General features: G+C 66.4%; 24 protein-coding genes. 7 read left to right on the forward strand and 17 right to left on the reverse strand.

Translation table 11 applies throughout. From position 1 onward, the window contains the following. Nucleotides 1-27: 27 nt before the first annotated feature. Complete coding sequence (locus K7711_RS22820) at nt 28-3075, reverse strand: alpha-mannosidase (protein WP_222971478.1); 3048 nt, start codon at nt 3073-3075, stop codon at nt 28-30. Nucleotides 3076-3188: 113 nt separating this feature from the next. Further along, on the reverse strand, nt 3189-3944 hold the full coding sequence (locus K7711_RS22825) for a hypothetical protein (protein ID WP_222971479.1): 756 nt from the start codon (nt 3942-3944) through the stop codon (nt 3189-3191). A 564-nt stretch (nt 3945-4508) separates the two neighbouring features. On the opposite strand from K7711_RS22825, the gene K7711_RS47740 reads away from it, so the two are divergent. Further along, a complete protein-coding gene (locus K7711_RS47740) occupies nt 4509-5630 on the forward strand; it encodes a DUF4913 domain-containing protein (protein ID WP_308014898.1) in 1122 nt (373 codons plus the stop codon). Between the two features lie 130 nt (nt 5631-5760). Further along, nucleotides 5761-7020, forward strand: coding sequence for an amidohydrolase (locus K7711_RS22845; RefSeq protein WP_222971480.1), 1260 nt, complete (start codon nt 5761-5763; stop codon nt 7018-7020). A gap of 109 nt (nt 7021-7129) precedes the next feature. Here the strand turns inward: K7711_RS22845 and K7711_RS22850 are convergent, their stop codons facing one another. Genes K7711_RS22850 through K7711_RS22860 form a run of 3 tightly spaced genes read right to left on the reverse strand, consistent with a single transcriptional unit; the run spans nt 7130 to nt 8444 of the window. After that, the gene (locus tag K7711_RS22850; protein WP_222971481.1) at nt 7130-7336 is read right to left on the reverse strand and encodes a DUF397 domain-containing protein; all 207 of its coding nucleotides are present in this window, start codon (nt 7334-7336) and stop codon (nt 7130-7132) included. 14 nt (nt 7337-7350) lie between these two features. Continuing rightward, nucleotides 7351-7557 carry a DUF397 domain-containing protein gene (locus tag K7711_RS22855; protein WP_222971482.1) on the reverse strand — a complete coding sequence of 69 codons (207 nt, stop codon included), beginning with the start codon at nt 7555-7557 and terminating at the stop codon, nt 7351-7353. 2 nt (nt 7558-7559) lie between these two features. Further along, entirely contained in the window at nt 7560-8444 is an 885-nt protein-coding gene (locus tag K7711_RS22860) for a helix-turn-helix domain-containing protein (RefSeq protein ID WP_222971483.1), read from the reverse strand. A gap of 465 nt (nt 8445-8909) precedes the next feature. Here K7711_RS22860 and K7711_RS22865 point away from each other — a divergent pair, with 465 nt between their 5' ends. Then, nucleotides 8910-9089, forward strand: coding sequence for a hypothetical protein (locus K7711_RS22865; protein ID WP_222971484.1), 180 nt, complete (start codon nt 8910-8912; stop codon nt 9087-9089). Between the two features lie 195 nt (nt 9090-9284). Here the strand turns inward: K7711_RS22865 and K7711_RS22870 are convergent, their stop codons facing one another. Beyond that, complete coding sequence (locus tag K7711_RS22870) at nt 9285-9746, reverse strand: nuclear transport factor 2 family protein (protein ID WP_222971485.1); 462 nt, start codon at nt 9744-9746, stop codon at nt 9285-9287. A 72-nt stretch (nt 9747-9818) separates the two neighbouring features. Between K7711_RS22870 and K7711_RS22875 the strand changes: the two genes are divergently transcribed. After that, the gene (locus K7711_RS22875) at nt 9819-10436 is read left to right on the forward strand and encodes a TetR/AcrR family transcriptional regulator (protein WP_235747625.1); all 618 of its coding nucleotides are present in this window, start codon (nt 9819-9821) and stop codon (nt 10434-10436) included. A gap of 103 nt (nt 10437-10539) precedes the next feature. On the opposite strand, the gene K7711_RS22880 is transcribed toward K7711_RS22875, so the two are convergent. The 9 genes from K7711_RS22880 to K7711_RS22920 all read right to left on the reverse strand — a co-directional run bounded on the left by K7711_RS22880 (nt 10540) and on the right by K7711_RS22920 (nt 18828). Further along, entirely contained in the window at nt 10540-12021 is a 1482-nt protein-coding gene (locus K7711_RS22880; protein ID WP_222971774.1) for an aldehyde dehydrogenase, read from the reverse strand. Nucleotides 12022-12085: 64 nt separating this feature from the next. Beyond that, nucleotides 12086-13330, reverse strand: coding sequence for a metal-dependent hydrolase family protein (locus K7711_RS22885; RefSeq protein ID WP_222971486.1), 1245 nt, complete (start codon nt 13328-13330; stop codon nt 12086-12088). Continuing rightward, on the reverse strand, nt 13327-13662 hold the full coding sequence (locus K7711_RS22890) for a hypothetical protein (protein WP_222971487.1): 336 nt from the start codon (nt 13660-13662) through the stop codon (nt 13327-13329). Before K7711_RS22890 ends, K7711_RS22885 begins: the two co-directional genes overlap by 4 nt. Next, the gene (locus tag K7711_RS22895) at nt 13659-14930 is read right to left on the reverse strand and encodes an aromatic ring-hydroxylating oxygenase subunit alpha (protein WP_222971488.1); all 1272 of its coding nucleotides are present in this window, start codon (nt 14928-14930) and stop codon (nt 13659-13661) included. The genes K7711_RS22890 and K7711_RS22895 overlap by 4 nt, the downstream gene beginning before the upstream one ends. Nucleotides 14931-14963: 33 nt before the next feature. Next, a complete protein-coding gene (locus K7711_RS22900) occupies nt 14964-15800 on the reverse strand; it encodes a TauD/TfdA dioxygenase family protein (RefSeq protein WP_222971489.1) in 837 nt (278 codons plus the stop codon). A 16-nt stretch (nt 15801-15816) separates the two neighbouring features. Next, complete coding sequence (locus K7711_RS22905; protein ID WP_222971775.1) at nt 15817-16152, reverse strand: hypothetical protein; 336 nt, start codon at nt 16150-16152, stop codon at nt 15817-15819. Nucleotides 16153-16157: 5 nt separating this feature from the next. Beyond that, nucleotides 16158-17423, reverse strand: coding sequence for an aromatic ring-hydroxylating oxygenase subunit alpha (locus K7711_RS22910; RefSeq protein ID WP_222971490.1), 1266 nt, complete (start codon nt 17421-17423; stop codon nt 16158-16160). After that, on the reverse strand, nt 17420-18031 hold the full coding sequence (locus tag K7711_RS22915) for a carboxymuconolactone decarboxylase family protein (RefSeq protein ID WP_222971491.1): 612 nt from the start codon (nt 18029-18031) through the stop codon (nt 17420-17422). Before K7711_RS22915 ends, K7711_RS22910 begins: the two co-directional genes overlap by 4 nt. Next, on the reverse strand, nt 18028-18828 hold the full coding sequence (locus tag K7711_RS22920) for an SDR family NAD(P)-dependent oxidoreductase (protein ID WP_222971492.1): 801 nt from the start codon (nt 18826-18828) through the stop codon (nt 18028-18030). Before K7711_RS22920 ends, K7711_RS22915 begins: the two co-directional genes overlap by 4 nt. Before the next feature lie 368 nt (nt 18829-19196). Here K7711_RS22920 and K7711_RS22925 point away from each other — a divergent pair, with 368 nt between their 5' ends. Further along, nucleotides 19197-19823, forward strand: coding sequence for a TetR/AcrR family transcriptional regulator (locus K7711_RS22925; protein WP_222971493.1), 627 nt, complete (start codon nt 19197-19199; stop codon nt 19821-19823). Between the two features lie 341 nt (nt 19824-20164). Next, complete coding sequence (locus K7711_RS22930; protein WP_222971494.1) at nt 20165-20632, forward strand: response regulator transcription factor; 468 nt, start codon at nt 20165-20167, stop codon at nt 20630-20632. A 32-nt stretch (nt 20633-20664) separates the two neighbouring features. Here K7711_RS22930 and K7711_RS22935 read toward each other — a convergent pair whose 3' ends face one another. Then, nucleotides 20665-21279 carry a class I SAM-dependent methyltransferase gene (locus K7711_RS22935; protein ID WP_222971495.1) on the reverse strand — a complete coding sequence of 205 codons (615 nt, stop codon included), beginning with the start codon at nt 21277-21279 and terminating at the stop codon, nt 20665-20667. Between the two features lie 72 nt (nt 21280-21351). Here K7711_RS22935 and K7711_RS22940 point away from each other — a divergent pair, with 72 nt between their 5' ends. Continuing rightward, nucleotides 21352-21774 (forward strand): MerR family transcriptional regulator, encoded by a 423-nt coding sequence (locus tag K7711_RS22940; protein ID WP_222971496.1) that lies wholly within the window; start codon nt 21352-21354, stop codon nt 21772-21774. A gap of 21 nt (nt 21775-21795) precedes the next feature. Here the strand turns inward: K7711_RS22940 and K7711_RS22945 are convergent, their stop codons facing one another. Next, nucleotides 21796-22446 (reverse strand): TetR/AcrR family transcriptional regulator, encoded by a 651-nt coding sequence (locus K7711_RS22945; RefSeq protein WP_222971497.1) that lies wholly within the window; start codon nt 22444-22446, stop codon nt 21796-21798. Nucleotides 22447-22659 lie beyond the last annotated feature (213 nt).

Raw genomic sequence — 22659 nt, forward strand, 5'->3', positions numbered from 1 at the left:
AGACGGTCGTTGCGGTGCCGGACGGGCCTACCCGCCGCTGTGCTCCGTTCGGTCGGGATCATTCGCCCGAGATCGGCTGAAACGTAGCGTGAGGAGCTGGAAGGGCCTGAGCTGCAAGCGAACCCGGGCTCCATCGGGCAGCGCCGCAACTTCCTCGGCGACCGGGCGTTCGAGCAGGTCGCAGATCTGGAACCCGGACGTGGCGAAACCGGGGGTGACCAGGGCTGTCGCGCGGCCGCCGTGCGCCTCGTACACCCGCAGCACGACGTCGCCGCTCCGATCGTCGGCGAGTTTGACCGCGCTGGTGACGACGGCGTCGTTGTCGATGGTGAACAGCGGCGCGACGGGTTCGGCGACACCGCGACGCGGTGTGGTGAGGTTGATGCGATAACCCTCGCGCACCGCATCACCGATCCTCGCCCCGGGAATCAGCATGTGCCGGAAGCGATGTGAGCCCTGATCGGCGGCCGGATCCGGGAAGCGGGGCGCGCGCAGCAGCGAGGCTCGAACGGTCGTGGTGGTCCCGGCGTCGGGCCGGACCGTCCGGGTGACGTCGTGTCCGTAGGTGCCGTCGTTGACCACGGCCACGCCCCAGCCGGGCTCGCCGAGGTGGACGAACCGGTGGTTGCACGCCTCGAATTTCGCGTACTCCCAGCTGGTGTTGGTGTGCGTGGGGCGGAACATGTGGCCGAACTGGGTTTCCGAGGCGTACCGGTCGGCGTGGATATCCAGGGGGAAGGCCAATTTCAGGAATTTCTCGGTCTCGTGCCAGTCGACGGTGGTCTCGATGTGCAGCGCCCCGTCGCGCAGTGACAGCGTCTGTTCGACGCTCGAGGAACCGAACGACCGGCCGATGCGCAGAACCGCTCCCGTTCTCGAATCCGGCTGTACGGCAATGAAATCCACCTCGGTGAGGTCGGTGACGCGGTTGCGGTGGAACAGGTCCACATCCCAGGCGTCCCACGCGTTGGGCAGGTCCGGGTGCAGTTGCAGCAGATTCGCGGTCGCGCCCGGCGGCACCGTTTCGCGGCGGCGCACGAGATCGAATGCCGAGACCACCAGCCCGCGCGCATCCACTTCGACCCGGATCAGCCCGTCGTCCAGGACGTGTCCGCCGTCGGCGCGCTTGGTCACCGTGCACGGCCGGTGCGCCCGCGCTGGCCCCGCCGCACCGGCCGGAATCGAGAACCATTCGTGCGGAGCGGGATTGAAGACGTTCGGCCCGGCCTCCCCGCCGCCGAGCGTCCACTGTGCCTGCTCGACGAGCGTCGTCAGTTCCCGTGCCACCTCGGCGTGGGCCTGTTCGGTCTCCCGATGCACCCAGGCGATGGACGATCCCGGCAGAACGTCGTGAAACTGGTGCAGTAGCACCGTCTTCCAGATCCGGTCCAGGTCCTCGTACGGGTAGGCCGCATCGGTGCGGACCGCCGCGGTGGCCGCCCACAGCTCGGCCTCGCGCAGCAGATGTTCACTGCGCCGGTTGCCCTGTTTGGTCCCGGCCTGGCTGGTCAGCGTGCCGCGATGCAATTCGAGGTACAGCTCGCCGACCCACACCGGGGGATCGGCGTATTCGGCCTCGGCGCGGTCGAAGAACGCGGCGGGCGCGGTCCACACGACTTTCGGCGAACCCTCGAGGTTCCGCATCCGGGCGGCCTTGGCGATCATCTCGCGCGTCGTCCCGCCGCCGCCGTCGCCGAAGCCGGTCGGCGCGAGCGAGGTCGACGCGCGCCCCTTCTCCTTGAAATTCCTTGCGGCATGGGCGATCTCCCGGCCCGTCATGGCGCAGTTGTAGGTGTCGACCGGCGGGAAATGGGTGAAGATCCGGGTGCCGTCGATGCCCTCCCACAGAAAGGTGTGGTGCGGGAACTGATTGGTCCGGCTCCAGGAGATCTTCTGGGTGAGCAGCCGGGTACAGCCGGCCGCGCGAATGATCTGCGGTAGCCCGGCGGCGAATCCGAACGTGTCCGGCAACCACACCTCCCAGCTCTCGATGCCGAACTCCTCGAGGAAGAACCGCTTGCCGTACACGAACTGTCGCGCCATCGCCTCCGAGCCCGGCATATTCGTATCCGCCTCGACCCACATGCCGCCGGTGGGGACGAAGCGTCCCTCCGCGACCGCCGCGCGCACCTTCTCGTAGACCTCCGGCCGGTGCCGGGCGAGCAGGTCGTACTGCGCGGCCTGGGACATCGTGTAGATGAATTCGGGTTCGTCGGCCAGCAGCGCGGACATGTTCGCGGCGGTCCGGGCCACCTTGCGCACCGTCTCGCGCAACGGCCACAGCCATGCGGTGTCGATGTGCGCGTGCCCGACCGCGCAGATCGTGTGCGCAGAACCGATGGCGGGCGCGGCGAGCGCCTCGGTCAGGCATGCGCGCGCTGCGGCTGCGGTGGCGTTCACATCCTGCAGATCGATGGCGTCCAAGGCATTTTCGATGGCGCGGGCGATGTCGTAACGGCGAGCGGGATTCTCGGGCATCTCGTGCATGAGCTCGCCGAGTACCTCGAGATCCTGGACCAGCTGCCAGACCTGCTCGTCGAAGATCGCCAGATCCATTCGCCCCAACCGGTACTGCGGCTCGTCGCCGGAGGTGGTCCGATCACCCAGCGGCGTCGGCCCGGGGAACGGGACGACCGGGTTCGAGGCCGCCTCGACGTGCAGCAGCACATCTTCGCCGCCGACCGCGGGCGATGCCACCCGGACCCAGCTGTTCTGCGGATGCAGCCCCTTGACCGGTGATCCGTCCGGCCGATAAACCAGTCCCTCGCACTGGAATCCGGTCATCCCCGAGTCGAAACCGAGATCGATGATCGCCTCGACGGTCCGCCCGGCCCACTCCTCGGGCACCGTCCCCGCCACGGTGAGCCAGCTGGTTCCCCACGGCGCACCCCAGCGCGCGCCGGACTCGATCGGCGTGCGTGGTGCGGCCACACCCTCGGTCACCGGAACCGGCTCATCCGGTGCGACCCAGATGCCCACGGTGAGTGGTGTGGACTCCGGATGGATCGCCGGGACGATCCGTTCGGTGAGGACGCGCGCGAGGCGGCCCTCGATCAGCAGGCGGTCATCGTGCATGGCGCTGGCTCCCATCGGACCGGGGACGTGACGAAACCGAGGCGTCCTCATTGTCCGGCAGGATGGTGAATTCTCCGTGCCGCGTGGTGAATTCCGTTGGGCTGCTGGTGCGCTCAGCCCTGCGAACCGTTGCCGATCCCGGTAGCCGCACCGAGTAGGTAACCGACGACTCCGCCGAAGATGCCGATGGGAATACCCGCCGCCAACGCGCCGGCCACAGCGCCCACCACGGCGCCGACGCCCGCACCCGCGAGGCCGCCGCCTATTATTCCCAGCGGCGCGCCCATCCCGAGGGTCGGAACGGCCAGGGCGACTCCGCCGATGATCGCACCGATCGAACCGCCGATGATCGCTCCCGGCACCGCTCCGAATACTGCGCCCGGGATTCCCCCGACCAGCGTGCCGATGACGATGCCGGCGGTCCCGCCATTCACCGTCTGCTGGGTGACCCTGTTCGAATAGTTGTCGTCGACGGGGACCGGGTGCAGCCCGCCGGGCCGGGCGGGTTCGGCCGCGCGTGTGTTCCCCCAGGGGATGACCCGCATGGGCTCGGCATGCCGCATCATCCGGGGGAGCTCGCGGACCGCATGGTCGGCGCCCGGTGCGAGTGCGGGCGCAGCCGTTCCGAGGTGCACTCGACCAGGGCGCTGCGCGGCCGGAGGGGCGATCGGGAACGGGTTGCCGCCGTGTTGCACCAGGTTGGTCCAGAGCTGCTCGAAGGGTGCGGGAGCCGGAACGCTCGGCTGTGCCGCCGCGGTGCCCGTTGCCCCGGCGCAGGTGACCACGACGGCTATAGGTATCGCGCCGACGACCGGTAGCAGGGCGCGTCGCAACGCGCGGGGTCGGGAGTGTCTGGACCGACGAGTCATTCGAACACCCTCTCGCTGGATTCGGCTGGGAACAGCGTCGGTGGCGAGAGGGTCGCGCGGCGGGCGAACGATCCGGGCCGATGCCCTGGGCCCGCTGACCACGTGAAGTGCATATGTCCACCTCTCGAAACGCTGTCGGATGAGGTAACACAAGCTTGCGGTAAGTCAAAGGGGTGACAGGCGTTGTGTCAAGGCCCGATGGTTGCTGGGGGCTGGTGAGTTTCGGTGGCTCCATGAATCAGTGCTGGCCGGAGTCAGAATGTGGGTTGTGCTCGTGAGATGCCAGGTATGCGGTGAGCCCGTCCTGGGCGAGTGGACGGACCTCCGGACCGGCGAGATCGGAATCGAGCAGTCCGAGCATGGCCGCGACGGCTCAACCGAATCCCGGTCCTGCGCGATGCGATGCGCGTCGCCCGATACGAATTCTGAACCGAGGCAGCGTTTCTCCTGCGTTCGGTATCCGAGAGTGGCTGCTCGCATCCGGCCCGTCGATGTGCCGTCGCGAGTAGGCTTGCTGCAATCGGTTCCGTGGCGGTCACAGAACCGGGCGGGGGAGGTGCCACGGTGGATGAGCAGTCGGCTTCGACGGTCTATGGCAACGTCGGCGAGTTCGTGGAAAACTATCTGAGCTTCGTCTATGCGCGACAGGTGAAAGATCGCAGTGACACCGTGTGGTGCACTGAATGGTGGCGACATCCCGAAGCGGTCATACGTCTGGAAGCCTTGTGGCGGGCCTGGGAATATTTTCGAAACGTGGGCCTTGTGGGTATGAGCGCATGGTTTCTCGATCACGCCGACGCGCATATGCGGCGGTTGTTCGACCCGCGCGGTCCCTTCCGATATTGCAGTGCCCAGGGAGGGCATCGAACATTCCTGGCGCCGTTGCCCATGGAGTCTCCCGAGTTGCCAGCGGCGAATTCATCCGGCCTCGCCCACTCGGCGCAGGTCGACCCGCTTCATTGTGTTTACGCCGACGCGGGGCAGTTCGTCGAGAACTATCTGAGTCTTCTCTATCAGCGACAGGTAAGCGATCCGAACGATGCGGCGTGGTGTCCGCAATGGTGGAGGCATGCCGAGGCGGTCGTGCGTCTGGACGCTGTGTGGCGAGCCTGGGAACATCTCAGACAAGACAGCATGCCAGGCATGAGCCGGTGGTTTCTCGATCACGCCGACCCGCAGATGAAGAGGCTTTTCGATCATCGTGGCCCGTTCAAGTACTGCGGCGTGCGGAATGGGCACCGAGATGCGCTCGAACCGCTGCCTGTGATGTCGCCACCCGATGCCATGTTCGACAAGCCCGCTGCCGAAGGTCTCGCAGCGAGCAGTACCCACTTCGAGAGTCTCGTCCAGTTCGTCGAAGACTATGTCAGTCCGGTTTATCGACGACAGGTCGTCGATTCGAATGACACCGTATGGTGCCCTGAATGGTGGATGCACACCGAAGCGGTCGTACGTCTGGATACGCTGTGGCGAGCCTGGGAAATCCTCGGACGTGATGGCGCGACAGGTATGAGCGTATGGTTGCTCGATCACGCCGACCCGCATATGAACGAACTGTTCGACCAGCGCGGCCCCTTCGGATCCTGTAGCGCCCGTAACGGACACCGGGATTCGATTCCTCCCCTTCCGCTCCGAACGACGAACTTGTTTGCGAGCCCGGAGTCGCCCGACCAAGCCCCGCGGTGACACCCGCAGAATTTGCGAGCGGTTCGACGGTCACGACGCCGAGCGGTCGTGTCTCCCGCCGCACATGGTCGTGGTAGGCCGGTGTCTCCCTCGGTACAGTCGGCGTACCGAGTCTCGGAAGGAGCCAGCTATGGCCGCGTTACCGTGGGACCGCAGTCCGGGGCTGCGTGAGCACCTCGCCGATTTCTATCGTGACCTGCATCGGCATCCGGAATTGTCGTTGCAGGAGTTCCGGACCGCGCAGCGGGTGGCCGAGGCGCTGGGGCCGACGGGGTTCGAGGTGACCACCGAGGTCGGCGGGACCGGGGTGGTCGGGGTGCTGCGGAACGGGGACGGGCCGACGGTGCTGCTGCGGGCCGATTTCGATGCGCTGCCGGTCGAGGAGAAGACCGGGCTGCCGTATGCGAGTTCGGTTCGGGCGCAGGACCATTCGGGTGCCGATGTGCCGGTGATGCATGCCTGTGGTCACGACATGCACGCCACCTGTCTGGTCGGCGCGGCCACACTGCTGGCGAATTCGACCGCGGAGTGGTCCGGGACCGTGGTGGCGGTGTTCCAACCGGCCGAGGAGCTGGCCTGCGGTGCGCGAAATATGGTGGCGGACGGACTGTTCGAGCGATTTCCGAAGCCCGACATCGTGCTGGCGCAACACGTCGGCCCGCTACCGGCTGGGATGATCGGCTACGGCAGCGGCCCGGTGATGTCCGGTATGGACGCGGTGCAGGTCAGGCTGTACGGCCGGGGCGGACACGGATCCCGGCCCGAGGCCGCGATCGACACCGTCCTGATGGCCGCGAACGTGGTGACCAGGCTGCAGGGCATCGTCTCGCGCGAGGTGCCGCCCGCCGATACCGCGGTGGTGACGGTCGGCCGCCTGCAAGCGGGCACCAAGGACAACATCATCCCGGACACCGCCGAACTCGGCATCACCACCCGCACCTACGACGAGAAGATCCGGGACGTGGTCCGCCCGGCTATAGAACGCATCGTGCGCGCCGAGGCCACCGCATCGGGAGCCGAGCGCGAACCGGACTTCGACTGGAACCTCAGCGCCCCCGTCCTGGTGAACGACCCGGCGTCGACCGAAACCACGATCGCCGCCTTCGCCGAGCACTTCGGCGAACAGCGCATCCTGCCGATACCCCAGGTGAACGCGAGCGAGGACGCGGGCGTATTCGGTACGTCCGCAGGCGTTCCGAGCGTCTATTGGTTCTGGGGCGGAATAGATTTCGCGGGTCTGGACCTGAGCGAGGTAGTCGAGGGCCGGGGTGTGGACCAGGTACCCGCCAACCACTCACCCGAATTCGCCCCGGAGATCGAGCCCACCCTCAGCACGGGCGTGGAGGCGATGGTTGTCGCGGCCCGGACGTGGCTGGGTGGGACTGCCTGATCGGACTGAATGGCCGAAACCAGTTGGTGTGCTGGCGGATACGATCGGCATGCGGACAAAACAATGGCTCGGTACCGACGAGGTCGGTACCGAGCCATTGTGGTCGTGGTCAAGCCCGATCGAACTGGCCGCTCTGGATTCCCGTGGTGAACGCGTCCCACTCGTGCGGGGTGAAGACGAGCGCTGGGCCGGTCGGGTTCTTGGAGTCGCGCAGGCCGACCAAGCCGCTGTCGAGGAAGGCTGCCTCGACACACTCTCGGCCACCTTGGCTGCGGCTGCTCTTGAACCACTTCGCTTCGGACAGATCAACGCTCATGTCACGCTCCTTTGCTACGCCCGATCGAACTGACCGCTCTGGATTTCTGTGGTGAACGTGTCCCACTCGTGTGGAGTGAAGACCAGGGCTGGGCCGGTCGGGTTTTTGGAGTCGCGCACGCCGACCAGGCCGCCGTCGAGGAAGGCTGCTTCAACGCACTCTTTACCGGCTTGGCTGCGGCTGCTCTTGAACCACTTCGCTTCGGACAGATCAACGCTCACGCTCATGCTCCCTTTGCTACCCGCCGAAGCAGGCTTCTACTCGCTGTCTCGTCCAAGGCTGCCGCCTCGATACTCTCGTGTCGCCCATAGTAGTGCTGGACATCGTCGAGCTTTTCGAGGTACATGTCGCCGACCACGCCTTCGAGGAAGACCACCGGTGGCTCGACTTCAGCACCGCCTTGATCGTGTCCGAAGCTCAGGATCACGTACGGAGGCATAGATGCCCCGTCTGGGAATCCGGCGGCAAAAGGCAGCACGCGGATGCTCACGTTGTCTCTCGTACTCATGTCGGCGAGATGGCGTCGCTGATCGGCCATGATCGCCCGGCTTCCCGCGACCCGGTAAAGAGCTGCTTCGCCGATGACGACATCCAACTTCACCGGTTGAGTCTTTCTGATCACGATGGTTTGCCGTCGTGCCTTGATCTGTACTCGCTGTTCCCACTGTTCGGGGGTCTCATCGGGCCAGGCTGACTGGATCAAGGATCGGCTGTACTCAGCGGTCTGAAGCAGTCCCGGGATGAGATCCGGTTGGTACGTGATTATTTGAGTTGCGGCCGTTTCCAGACCGACGTACACATCGAAGTTCTTCGGGATGAGATCGCCGTACTGATGCCACCAGGATTTGACGTTGGCCTGTTGCGCCAGTCCTTTGAAGGCTTCGGCGAGATCCGTTGGGACGCTGTACAAGTCGCAGATGGCCTGAATGACCATATTCTTGATGCGGCCGGTTTCGCCCTTCTCCAGGCGGTTCAGGCTGGTCGCGCCCATCTCCAGGAGTTGAGCGGCTTTGACTTGTGTGTAACCGGCGCGGGTTCGCCAGTCCACGAGGTAACGCCCGAGCTGCCGCCTGGGGAGTGTCGATCCAATGGTCGGTGTCTCTGACATGGGTGCTCCGTTTCGGGGATGCGCGAATCTCCGGTTCGGGGAAATGTTTTCAGCTGGTACGGAGATTCCGCTGGTGCTTCGGCGAGATTCGATCGGAGACTCCGTTCGGGGGTGACTCGAAGGTCGCGCAGGTGTGTCATGGATACGGCGCCCGAGGGGATCGCGTTGGTTCTCGAGCCGCAATCCTGCTCTGGTCCGGGTGCCGATCCCGCTGCGTCGAATCGCGGGATGTCCAATCGATATCATGAAATATGAAGGGGCGGAAGCATGTTGAGTGTGTCGCAGCGGGGCGCTTTGCCTCGGCGATCACCTGGTGCCTACCGGGTGCGGCTGGTGACTTGTTCAGGTATACCCGAGTTCGCAGAGGTGGACGAACCCACGCCGGAGTTGATTTGTCGTTTCCGAAATGCTCTGCGCGCGTGGGTGTCTACTGACTCGACGGCCGGGTGATGGGCGGTGGCCGAGATGCTTCCGCCCACGGATCATGCGCCGCTGGCGGTGATGTCCACCGAGCTCGCGCATTGGATCATGCAGTGGCACATCGATTGTCCGGTGACCATCTGTGCGGTCAAGCGGCAGGCGAAGGCGCGGCTCGTGCAGGCTCAGCGGCTGGTGCCTGCGGATCAACCCCACTTCGGCATATGAGGACGGTCCGATGGTTCGTGTGGATGATTTGTGGTGCGATTGGTGTGGGCGTCCCAATTCGACGATCCAACGTTATGACGGACGCGTGTTCTGCAGCGTCGAGTGCATGATGCGGTATCAGTCGCAAAGGGGCGAGCCGGACGTCATACACCCGCCTGGACGTGGATGAGGGCTCCGGTGACCTCCCCGACCGGACTAGTGGATCGGGATCTCGATACCGTGCTGCGCGGCGGGGCGCGGACCTTCGATCCGTCGCTCGGCCTCGGTGATCGCGAGATCGTTGATGCTCGCCTCCCGCCGCGACATCAGTCCTTGGTCCGTGAACTCCCACAGCTCGTTGCCGTAGCTGCGCCACCACTGGCCGTGCTGGTCGTGCCACTCGTACTGGAAGCGCACGGCGATCCGGTTCTCGTGGAAGCTCCACAGACTCTTGCGCAGCGCGTAGTCCAGCTCGCGCTCCCACTTGGTGGTCAGGAAGTCCACGATCTCGGCGCGACCCCGGACGAAGACGTCCCGGTTCCGCCAGACCGAGTCGGGTGTGTACGCGAGCGCGACCCGCTGCGGATCGCGAGTGTTCCAGGCGTCCTCCGCGGCCTGGACCTTCTGTGCTGCGGTCTCTGCCGTGAAAGGCGGGTAGGGCGGGCGAGATTCGGACACTGCGACTCCTCTCGACATGGGAGAACGAGCGTTCTCAACGGTGTAGGCTATCGTAGGGAACGACCGTTCTCGATGTCAAAGGGAGTTACCGACGTGCCTGCCGCGCTCACTGCCGAGCAGAAGGCCGATGACCGCGGACTGCTGCTGGACGCGACCGAGTCGCTGATCTATGCGAACGGTGTACAGGCGGTCGGGATGGACAAGATCCGCGAGGTGTCCGGCCTGTCGCTCAAGCGCATCTACTCGATGTTCCGGACGAAGGAGGACATCGTCGTTGCCGTGCTCCGGCGGCGAGATGTGCGATGGCGGGCCGATCTGGCCACCTTCGTCGAGGGCTTCGACGACCCGACTCGGCGGATCCTCGCGATCTTCGACTGGCTGCGCAACTGGTTCGGGGATACCGGATTCCGAGGCTGCGCCTGGGTCAACATCCACGGCGAACTCGGTGCGTCCTCCACGGCGATACTCGACGAGGTTCGTATGCACAAGCAAGCATTCCGCGAGCAGATCACAGCGTTGACGGACGCAGAACAGCCGGAGATCGCCGACACGATCTATCTGCTCGCCGAGGGCGCGATCGTCACGGCGGGTATTGCCGGGACGCCCGAGATCGCCGACGTGGCGCGTCGCGCGGCCGAACGCCTGCTTTCCGGCTGTCGAGTGTCGACAACTCCTGACCGCAACAGCTAGGTGATCGCGGTGGCGTTGGGTGGTGAGCCGACGCCGCCGGTCGCCGTGATCGGTTCGACGGGGTATCGAAATGTTCTGTGTGGTAGGAGTTCTCAGCCGGTGATCAGGGGTGTTGTCGGCCGGAAGGCGGGCGGGCGTCGTTCGCCGGGGCGATGGACAGGGATGTGGTTTCCAGGAAACCGTCCAGGCCCTCGGGGCCGAATTCGCGGCCGATGCCGCTGGCTTTGATGCCGCCGAAGGGGGCGGCGGGGTCCATGCTGTAGGCGGCGTTGATTCCCAGTGTGCCGCTGCGGATTCGGTGGGCGACAGCGGTTGCGCGGGTGATGTCGGGGGACCAGATGGAGCCGGAGAGGCCGTATTCGGTGGCGTTGGCCAGGCGGATCGCGTCCTCGTCGCCGTCGTGCGGGATCAAGGTCAGGACCGGGCCGAAGATTTCCTCCTGGGCGATGCGCATCGCGTTGTCGGCGTCGGCGAACAGGGTGGGCCGGATGTACCAGCCGCTGTCGATGCCGTCCGGTAGGCCGGGGCCCCCGAGGAGCAGTCGCGCGCCTTCGAGGACGCCTTGATCGATGTATCCCCGGACGCGCTGTTGCTGGCGCTGGGAGACCATCGGGCCGATCCGGGTAGAAGGATCGAACGGGTCGCCGACCGGGAGGCTCTCGACCGTACTCGCGAGTGCGTCGGCGAACTCCCGATATCGGTTGCGCGGCAGTAGGACTCGGGTCTGGGCGACGCATGCCTGGCCGCTGTTCATCAAGCCCGCGACGGTCATGCCCTCGGCGACGCCCTGCGGATCGGCATCGTCCAGGACGACCGCGGCAGACTTGCCGCCGAGTTCCAGGCTCACGCGGCGCAGCGCGGAACCGCATGCCGCCGCGACCTGCCTGCCCGCGGCGGTCGAACCGGTGAAGGAGACCTTGTCCACGCCGGGATGCGACACCAGATACCGGCCGATCTCGCGATCACCGGGCAGGATGCTGACCAGACCGGGCGGCAGGCCGAGTCCGGTCAGCAGTTCCGCGGTGAAGTAGGCGTCCAGCGCGGTCTCCGGGGAGGGTTTGAGCACGACCGCACAGCCGGCCAGAAGTGCCGGAACGAGTTTCGCGACCGTCAGGAACATCGGCATATTCCACGGGATGATCGCCGCGACCACGCCGACGGGCGCGCGGTGCACCATCACCTCGCCGCCGAACGCGCCCGCGCGGACCTCGTGCCACGGATGGCGGGCGGCCACATCGGCGAAGGCGCCGATCATCGCGCCGGGCAGGCGGGCGTGCGCCGAGCGGGAGAACGTGATCGGCGCGCCCATCTCGGTGGTGACCAGCTGGGCGAGCTCCTCCTGTCGCGGGCGGTAGCGCTCGGCCAGTTCGCGTATCACCGCGACCCGCTCCTGCGGATCGAGCCTCGGCCATGGACCCTCGTCGAAAGCTGTGCGCGCCAACGAGATCGCACGATCGACGTCCTCATGCGTCGGCGCGGGCAGCTCGGCGACCGGTTGCCCGGTATGCGGGGAGATCACCTCGAACGTATCGTCGCCGCAGGGCGCGACCCACTCGCCGCCGATGAACAGATGCTGATGAGACAGCACGGCTACCTCCTCGGAGTTCGGGTGGCCCGCACGCGGGTCACGCTGTGCGAGTGTGGATCTGTTACTGGTGTTTCACGATGCGGCCGTCCTTCATGACGAAGCGCACGTCCTGCAGCGCGGTGATATCCGCGGTCGGATCGCCTGGTACGGCGATGATGTCGGCGAGCAGCCCGGCGGCCAGCCGACCACGGTCGTCGACGTCGATGAGTTCGGCACTGGTGATCGTCGCGGCGCGCAGAGCCTGGGCGGGGGTCATGCCTCGATCCACCAGTGCCCACAGCTCTTTCGCGTTGTCGCCGTGCGGGACGGCGGGTGCGTCTGTGCCACAGGCGATCTTGACTCCCGCCTGGATCGCCTTGCGCAACGTCTCGCGGGCGCGCGGGAACACCTCGGCGGCCTTCTTCTGCAGTGCGGGAGCGGCTTTGGAGACATCCAGCCCTTCGGACAGATAACTCGTCGGCACCAGGAAGGTGCCGTGCTCGACCATCATCGCGATGGTGTCCTCACTGGCCAGCGAACCGTGCTCGATGCAGTCCACACCGGCGCGGATGCACGCGCGAATTCCCGCGTCGCCGTGCGCGTGCGCGGCGACCCGGATTCCGGCCCGGTGCGCCTCGTCCACGATCGCCGCGAGTTCCTCGTCCGAATACTGTTGCGCGCCTGCGACGGTCCCGTGCGACATCACCCCGCCCGAGGCCGAGATCTTGATCACCCCGGCGCCGTATTTGATCTGGTAGCGCACGCATTCGCGCACCTGCGGCACACCGTTGGCGCGGCCCTCCTCGACGCTCACCGGCATGATGTGCGGGGCGAGGCGCTGGAACATCGTGGGATCGAGGTGCCCGCCGGTCGGCGTGACCGCGTGCCCGGCCCCGACGATGCGCGGCCCTTCGACCCAGCCCTGGTCGATCGCGCGACCCAGGTCGACGTCCAGCAGATAACCGCCGGTCTTGACCATCAGCCCCAGATTGCGGACCGTGGTGAATCCGGCGTGCAGGGTGGTGCGGGCGTTCACCGTGCCGCGAAGCGTGCGGTAGACCGGGTCGTCCTGCACGCCGTGCATGGGATTGGGCAGTCCGGTGGGGGTGTCGGGACCGCCGATCAGCAGGTTGATCTCCATATCCATCAGACCGGGCAGCAGCGTGAGGTCGCCCAGATCGACCACCTTCGCGCCCGCGGGTTCCTGCGGCGGATCGACCGCGGTGATCGAGTTGCCGTCCACCACGATGGTCGCGGGGGAGTGCGCCTGTCCGGTTTCCACGTCGACCCAGCGCGCGGCGCGCAGGACCGTGCTCGACTCGCTCATGGGATCGGCTCCAGGACGCAGTCCAAACTCGTTGTGCCACTGTCGGGTACCCACGGCTGGCTCCACACCTCCACCGGGAAGGACACATTCACCATCGAATACAGCAGATACAGCAGGTTCTGCACCGGCTCGGGCAGATCGTCGAGCGGGAAACCGTCGCAGTAGGCGATCACCGCCTCCGCGAGCGGGGTGATCGCGTCGTAGAACTCCTGCATCTGCTGAACGGTGCTGGCCAGGCGTCGGGCATAGCGCTCGGGTTCGGTTGCCAGGCACCATGTTTCGGCGAACGGTTCGAGGTCCGCGAATTCCTGGGGCAATCGGGACTCGCTCATCGGGCCACCTCCGTCTTCTCGCGCTGATAGTCCTGGACCCAGTCACCGGCCACCTTGTGCAGATGCCGCAGCAGAATTTCCTGGTCGTTCAACGGAAACGCGGTCACCGCACGCGATTCCAGCATCAGCTGCGTCGCCTCAAGCGTGCTGCAGTCCTGCAGTCCGTATTCCTTGAACGTCACTGCGGCCATCTCGTGCGCGACCCGCTCCCGGGTGGTACGCGCCGGCGGGAAATACAGATTGCCTTCGAAGATGTGCGTGTTGTGCGAGGTCGGCCAGTAGTGATACGTCAGATACCAACCGCTGGACCAGATCAGGATCACGAAGTTGGGCCACAGCTGGAACGAGTCCAGGCCCCACGGCTCGCATCCGGCGGGATTCACTCCGGCGGGCATCGGACCGAGATCCGGTGTGTCCCAAGGGCCGAACAGTCCGCTGCGGGTGATGTCCTCCATCGGTTTGCGCATGGAGGGGTCGAGCTCCCAGGTGACCACGCCGGAGGTGCTGACCATCCGGTGCGGCCCCTCGAGCCGGTAGTGCGGCGCCTCGAATCCGGCCGCCTGCGCGGCATTCGAATAGTTGTCCGGCGTCTGTTTCCCGTGCAGGACCGGTGCGTGATAGAACTCCTGGAACGCGTCCATGTAGAGCTTCCAGTTGGCCCCGACCTCGGAGCGGTAGCCGAAGCGCTCGGTGAGCGCGTCGAACGGATAGCCCTCGAGGTCGGTGATCATCGGGCCGAGGAACTCTCGCAGCGACTGGCGCGGCTCGGGCGCGAGATTGATGAAGACGAATCCGGACCACACCTCGCAGTGCACCCGCACCAGCCCGTACTCGCTCTGGTCCAGATCGAAGAATTCCTCTTGCTGCTGAACGAAATTCAGCGCGCCGTCCAGCCCGTAGCGCCAGCCGTGGTACTTGCAGGTGAACTGGCGGCAGGTGCCCGAGGTCTCCTCGCGGGGCAGGGTGTCCCACACCAGTTTGTTGCCGCGGTGCCGGCAGACGTTGTGGAAGGCGTTGATCCGCCCGTCCCGGTCGCGCACGACGACGACCGAGGCGTGCGCGGCGTGAATCTCCTTGGTGAAGTAGCTGCCGGTGCGTGGAAGTTGTTCGATCCGGCCGACATTGAGCCAGGCGCGCTTGAAGATCGCCTCGCGCTCGAGTTCGAAGAACTCCGGTGAGATCGAGTCCTCGTAGGACATCGGCGCGGTGCCGAGTTCCGGGTAGTGCTCGGTCCAGCTGCCCTCGGCGGGCTTGGGCCAACGGGGCATGGTGTTACTCCTGAGATATGGTGTGGCGCTGCGTCATCGGATCGGCTCGTCACCGAGTACGGTGGTGCGCAGCATTTCTCGCGGTGAGCCGGATTCGTACGGGGCCGCGCGGTGGATGACCCCGCGGTTGTCCCAGATCACGGTGTCGCCGACCGACCATTCGTGCCGGTAGACGCGTTCGGGCGCGGTGCAGCGACCCAGCAGATCGTCCAGCAGCGCACGGCTTTCGCCGGGGTCCATGCCCACCACGTGATCGGTCGAGGCGCCCAGCACCATCGAGCGACGTCCGGATCTGTGCGTCCAGATCAGCGGATGCTCGCGAGCCGGACGACGTCGCCAGGCGGCCAGCTGCTCGGGCGTGGGATCCGGGGTGACCGGGCGCTGCGAGGCCTCCAGCGAGTGCACCACCCGCAGCGGCGCGAGCCGGATCCGCTCGGACTCGGTGAGATTGTCGAAAGCCTTGTAGGTGGAAGCGAATTCGGTCTCACCGCCGGTGGTCGCCACGGCTTTGGCGGACAGCGCGGTGGCCATCTGCGGGTAGGCGTCGTCCTGCGGAGTGCAGCCGTCGATATGCCAGTCGAACGTCGCGCGCAGATAGTTCGCCGACGAGTTCTTGGTGGTGTCGAGGCTGACGCGATAGATGCCCTCGACCGGGTGGTGCCCGGGTTCGGTGTCGATCTGCCCGAGCGTGCGGCAGAACGCCACCTGGGTCTCCGGATCCAGATGCAGGTCGCGGAAGACCAGTACGCCGTACTCTTCGAGAGCGCGCAGCACGGTCTCGGCCAGGGCGTCGTCGAGCAGATGAGCCCGCTCGACGCCGGTCACCCGTGCGCCGACCTCGTGACCGAGTGGCTCGATGGTGATCGTCATGGTGATGTCCTCGGGGTTACGGCGACGGCTCGGCGACGCGATGCAGCTCGGCGTCCGCGCTGTCGGTGGGCATGGGCTGGGAGAAGATCTCCACGGCCATGGCGACCAGCACCAGCGAATACACCAGGTACAGCAGGTTCAGCGCGTCCTCGGGCAGATCGTCGAGGGGATATTTGTCGCAGTACTCGATCGCCTCTTCCAGGCGCGGCAGGAATGCGTCGTGGAACGTCACCAGATCCCGCATGGGCGTGGACATTCGGCGAGCCCAGCGCTCGGATTCGGTGGGCAGGCACCAGATCGGCGCGTACGCCTCGAATTCGGCGAATTCCGGTGGCAGCAGATTCTCGGCCACGGTGCTCACACTCCCGCCGGTTCGCGCCGGTATTGCTCGACCCAGTCGGCGACCGCGTGATGGAAGTGCCGGACCAGGATCTCCTGATCGTTGACCGGGAATCGGGTGATCCCGGCGCTGCGATACGCCTGCTCCAGGGCGGTCTGGGTGCCGGTGAGCATGCCCGCGTCCTGGAGCGCGAATTCCTTGAACACCACCGAGGCGACCTCGTGTTCCACGCGTTCGCGCACGGTCTGCGCGGGCTGATAGCACAGCATGCCCTCGAACCGGTGCGTGTTGTAGGAGGTCGGCCAGTAGCGGTAGAGCAGATACCAGCCGCGGTAGATGAGGATCTCGATATTGGGGAAGATCTGGAAGTTGTCGATACCCCACGGCTCGACACGTCCGGGATTCAAACCCGTTGGCATGTCACCGAGTTCGGGCGATTCCCACGGTCCGACCAGGCCGCTGCGGGTGATCCGCTCGATCGGATACATGAACTCCGGCGGTAGCGTCCAGCGTCGCGCGCCGCCGGTGCTGACCATCCGGTGCGGGCCGTCGAGCTGAAAGTGCGCGCACTCGAAGCCTTTTCCGGTGCGGACCGCATTCGGGATCTGCTGCGGATGCAGGCCGGGGACGTGGTAGTACTCCTGGAACGCATCGGCGAACAGTTTCCAGTTGCTGCGGTTGTCCGCGGTGAACTCGTACCACTCGGTCATCCGGTCGAACGGGTAGCCGTCCAGGGCGGTGACCATGGGCCCGAGGAATTCTCGCAACGTCTGGCGGGGTTCGTCGGCGAGGTTGACGAAGACGAATCCGTTCCAGACATCGCAGTGCACGCGAACGAGTCCGGAGTTCTTCTGGTCGAGATCGAAGAATTCGTCCGGCTGCTGCACGAACTCCAATTCGCCGCCGAGCCCGTAGCGCCAGCCGTGGTACTTACAGGTGAATTGGCGGCAGACGCCGGAGGATTCGGCGCGCGGGTCATCGGTCCAGACGAGTTTGTTGCCGCGGTGGCGGCAGACGTTGTGGAACGCGTTGATCCCTCCGTCGCGGTCCCGCACCACGATGATCGAGGTCCGGGCGGCGTCGATCTCCTTGGTGAAATAGCTGCCGGTTCGCCGAAGTTGTTCGATGCGGCCGACATTGAGCCAGGCGCGCTGGAAGATCGCCTCCCGCTCGAGTTCGAAGAATTCCGGGGACACCGAATCCTCGAACGAGATCGGCGCGGTGCCGAGGTCCGGATAGTGCTCGGTCCAGCTGCCCTCGGCGGGTTTGGGCCATTGCCTCACGGTTGCTCCTTGATCTCCGGGGGTGCGAACGGCGCGTGGTCCATCTCTGGGTCGGGTTGCAGGCCGACGCTGTTGAACACCAGCGCCAGACACAGATACGACCCGGCCACGAACAGGACCTCGATGAGCTGACGGGCGTCGAAATGGGTTGCCAGGCCCGCCCATGTCTCGTCCTCGATGCGGTACCCGTCCAGCAGCTGATCGCTCGCGGACAACAACAACCGCTCCACCGGTGACCAGACCGGGTCCTCGGGGCCGCGGGTGACCGCCTCGACCTGGTCCGCGGTGACGCCACAGTCCAGGGCCAGTCGCGCATGCTGAGTCCACTCGTACCTCGCGCGACTGCGCCACGCGACCCGCAGGATCACCAGTTCGCGATAGCGCGGATCGATGGCGGGGCGATCGAGCAACGCACCGTTGTAGGCCAGCCACGCCGCGCCCAATTCGATGTGATGGCCCAGAATTCCGAGCACGTTCGGCATCGGGGGTGCATCGGGCGCGCCGGACAGATAGCGATCCGCCAATCCGACTCGCCCGCGCAACATTTCGCGGGCGTGCGCGTCCCACCGGTCGGGTGGCAGTGGGGCCAGGCGCGGGGGAGTGGTCATATGACCGACCCGCCGTTCACGCCGAGGACCTGGCCGGTGATGTACCCGGCCTGTTCCGAGCACAGGAACAGACATGCCGCGGCGATGTCGTCACCCGCGCCGAGGTGCCCGACCGGGATCGCCTTGGCCATGGTGGCGTTGTCGGGGAGGTTTCCGGCCTCCTGCGATCGGCGGGACATCGGCGTATCGATGCCCGAGGGCGGGATGGTGTTGACGGTGATGCCGGACGGCGCGTATTCGCGGGCCAGCGCCTTGGTCATCGCGACGACCGCGCCCTTGGAGGCGGTGTAGTGGACCATGCCGGGCGAGCCGCGCTGGGCGCTCGAGGAGGAGATCGTCACGATCCGGCCCCATCCGGCGGCGAGCATGTCCGGGATGACGGCCTGCGCGCAGTGGAACGTTCCGGTCAGATTCACCTCGACGATCCGATGCCAGTCCTGCGGCGTGATCTCGGTGAACGGGGCGAATCCGACCAGTCCCGCGCTGGTGACCAGGATGTCGATCGGTCCGAATTCGGCGCGGACCTGCCGCATCGCCTCGAACACCGCCTCGCGATCGGTGACGTCGACCGCGCGGGCCAGCGCCGTCCCGCCATCGGCCCGCAGCTTCTCGGCGACCTCGTCCGCGGCGGTGCCGTCGATGTCCAGGACCGCGGTGCGATAACCGTGTGCGGCGAAGGATTCGCAGATGGACCGGCCCATGCCGGATGCGCCGCCGGTCACCACGGCCACCCGGCAGGCGGCCGTCTCGCGTGAATCGGGCGATCGGCCCTGGTCGGCGCGGTTCGTATCGCTCATCGCAGCTCCGTTCGTAGACCGCGCTCACCGGCGGATCGGGCGGGGTGAACGTCGGGGTCGATGCCCCGCGCAGCACCACGTTCGCGGATCGGCCGCGACGGGACGGGCCCGTCGCGAAGCTCTCGGATCACCTCGGAGACCAGGCTCCGAGTGAGTTAATCGACTGCCTAATTTAGGCGAGTGATTAAGATATACGGCAGGGCTGTCGGAGCTGTCAATAGTCTTCGCGTGGAGGCGTTTCCGGTGGTGACGCGTCGCGGGCGCGGGACTCCCGCGGCCGTACACTGGGCGAACAGCTCGGCCGTTGCTGAGCGATCGCCGTCGCACCGCCGTGGACGGCGCATCCCGCGCCCGCAGGAGGTCATCGGATGAAACCGGGCACGGGTCCCGAGGATTCGCCCACGCGCACCGCGTTGCTGGACGCGGCCGAGCAGATCATGCTCGAGGAGGGCTATGCCGCGGTGAGCACCCGTCGGCTCGCGGCGCGGGCCGGAGCCAATCCGGCGCTGGTGTACTACTACTTCGGCACGATGGACAACCTGTTCATCGAGTTGTTCCGGCGCGGCGCCGAACGCAGCTACCGGCGGCAGAGCGAGGCGCTGGTCTCCCCGCAGCCGCTGTGGGCGCTGTGGGAGGCGATCCACGATCAGTCGCACACCGCGCTGACCATGGAATTCGTCGCCCTGGCCAATCACCGCAAAACCATTCGCGCCGAGATCGCCAACTCCTCCAAGCGATTTCGCGCTCTGCAACTCGACGAGGTCACCAGGGTCCTGGACGGCTACGACTACCACTCCGAGACCTACACCCCCGCCGCGGTGGTCTTGTTGATGTCGAGTGTCTCGCGGTTCCTGCGGATGGAGGAGGCGTTCGGTGTGGATGCCGGCCATCGTGACGTGACCGCATTGCTCGAGACGCTGCTGCGCGAACTCGAGGGTGACCCGCGGCCCATCGATCGGGCGGCGGTCGCCGAGCATCCTGGTTGTCGTTCCTAGCCGACAGGATCGTCGAGTCGATCCCAGTGGCGAATCTGGGTGGTCACGGCCCTGTGAGAGCCGTCTGGCGAGCTCGTTGCCGTTCGGTCACGGATGTCTCGGCGGGGTGTACCGCCGCCGGTCCGGGGTTAACGGCAGGTCGATGAAAGGTCACGAAACGGTCGCAATCGACGTTCCGGGCGAAATTTATTGCCGCTTTCATTGCTGAACAATTGCTACCAGGCATAGCGTCGAGGTCCGAGAGTCGCACAACCGACACCGTGGGGCAGCAGCTACAACGAGGTCGATCACGACGCGGAGCAGCAGAGGGGTCGGGGGATCCCGTAAGCGAGGACTGTGCCATGAACCAATATCCGCACCCGATGTCCACAGTGCCCAATACACCCGCCCCGCTGGGCGACGAAACTCCGGCCCCGCTGGGCGACGGAAAACTCGTGGTGGCCAGAGTACTTGTCGCCGAAGGCAATCCAGCCACCGCCGAAATGGTCGTCCTGGTTCTCGAACACGCCGGTTACCAGTCCATGCGTACGGTCACCGGACGTCAGGTACTCGCCGCTGCCCCGCAGTGGCATCCGGACCTGGTGCTCCTGGATCTGGATCTGCCGGACCTGCCCGGTCCGGACGTGTGCCGACGATTGCATCAGATGGTCTCGGCCCCGATCCTGGCGGTGTCGACCGAATCCGATCCGGAGGCCGCCGAGCTGGCGATGGCCTGCGGGGCGTCCGATTACGTCCGCAAGCCGTTCCGGACGGTGGACCTGCTCTCCCGCATCGAATCGCGGCTGGCGGGCAGCGTGCTGGGCGGCTGATCCGCGAGCGTTCCCGGCGCCCGCGCGCAGGATCAGGCCCGGACGCTGTGGACGACCCAGAAATCGTGCCGCCCCACGGTGATTCGCTCGACGCGTGAATCCGCGAATCCCGCCGCCCGGCACAGGTCGGCGAACGATCGCGCCTGATCGTCGGTCCAGCCGTGTGCGGCCACACCTGTGGCGCCCACCGGTGAATATCGCTCGACGGCCACGAATCGCCCGCCCGGGATCAGCGCCCGCAGTACCTCGGCCAGAGCGGTCGTGACATCGGGCCAGTGATGCACCGTCGCCACGGCCAACGCCACCGTGACCGCGCCGTCCTCGAGCGGTAGCCGTTCCGCGACACCCTCGGCCCAGCGGATCGACGGACCCCGCACCAGCAGACGGGCCAGCCGCAACATCACCGGCGACGGATCGACCCCGGTGACCCGAGCGCCACGCCGGGCGGCCGCCCGCACCGCGGCACCGGAACCGCAGCCGATGTCCAGGACCCGATCCGATTCGGTCACCGCGGCGGACTCGACGACCATGCGGGCGCGCCGCCGCCCGGCGGCCAACATCAGCGCGCCGGCTGCCAGCCCGGCGGGACCGGAGAATCCGGGATGGTCGGCGTGATGGTTGACGGGCAGGGTCTGCGGCGAGTTCATCGAAGGTCCTCCTCGGGAGCGGCTGGTCTCACCACCTTGCAAGTTCAAGCCGACTGGAGGTCAAATGTCGCCATGGACCTGATCCCGATCGGGGAGGCCGCGGCGAAACTGGGCATGGCGACCTCCGCGCTGCGTTACTACGACGAGCGCGGCCTGGTGCGTCCGGCCGCGCGACGCGGCGGCAAGCGGATGTACGACCGGGAACAGCTACGGCGCCTGGCCTTCATCAAGGTGGCGCACAGCCTGGGGCTGCCGCTGGAGACCGCGGCGGCGGTGCTGGACGCGCCGAGTCCGCAGTGGCGCGAGGTGCTCGAGCGGCAGATCGCCGAACTCGAGGAGGCCATCACGCGGGCCCGCACCGCGCAGACCTTCCTGACGCACGCCGCGCGGTGTCCCTCCGACCATCCCGCCCGCGAATGTCCGACGATGCTCGGCGGCCTGGACGCACTGCTGGCCGGAACGCCGTTCACCGACCTGATGGACGAGAACCATTGAACCTGAACTGATTTGAGCAGATCAACGCGGCAGTGAGCGTTCCGGGTCGCCGTAGACGACGAGCCAGATGGCGCGGCCCAGGGCGCGGGCCAACTGCTCGTCGTCGATCGATTGCTCCTCGCCCAGCGCGGTGGAGATGGATCGCTCGACCATCGAGGTGAGCACGATCGCGGTCGCGGTGACGTCGCAGGACCGGTCGACCCGCCCGCGTCGCTGTTCGGTGATAAGCCGTTCGCAGATGACGTCCTGGAAGCCCTGCACCCGCTCGCGCCAGTAGCGGCCGACGTCGCGGTCGTAGGCGGCGACCTCGGTCAGGGCGATGAGAACCAGTCGGTGCCTGCGGAATTCGGCGATCATCCGGCGCATACCGGCGATCGTGTGCCGCACGTCGGTGTGCTCGGCGTGCCACCAGTTCTCCGCGGCCCCGAACAGATCCTGACTGGCCAGGTCGGCCATCCGGATCAGGAGCTGGCTCTTGTCCGGGAAGTGCCGGTAGAAGGTCGAGCGCGCGACGTGGGATGCCGCGGCGATGCGCTGCACGGCCAGTTCGGTGTAGGGCGTCCCGTCGGACATCAGGCGTTCGAGAGCGAGCAGGACCTGTGCCTCGAATTCCCTACGCCGCTGGTCGGATTGCGATCGGCGGTTCGTGGTGACCCGCGTCAACGAGGGCATGGGCACCTGTGCGTCACGGTCATGCATTCCATTGTGCACACGGTGTTCCCGGCCTCTCGATTTCGCGGACACGACCGGATGTGACGGCTTACCATCCCAACATCGGACATAGTGTCCGAGACATAGTGACCGGAGAGGTTCGATGGACTCCGCACTCCGTCGCCGCCCTCCTCGATTGCTTCGCACCCCCGCGGCTTCGCGCCGTACCGAATA

The sequence above is a fragment of the Nocardia coffeae genome (assembly GCF_019890715.1).
Taxonomy (GTDB): domain Bacteria; phylum Actinomycetota; class Actinomycetes; order Mycobacteriales; family Mycobacteriaceae; genus Nocardia; species Nocardia jiangxiensis.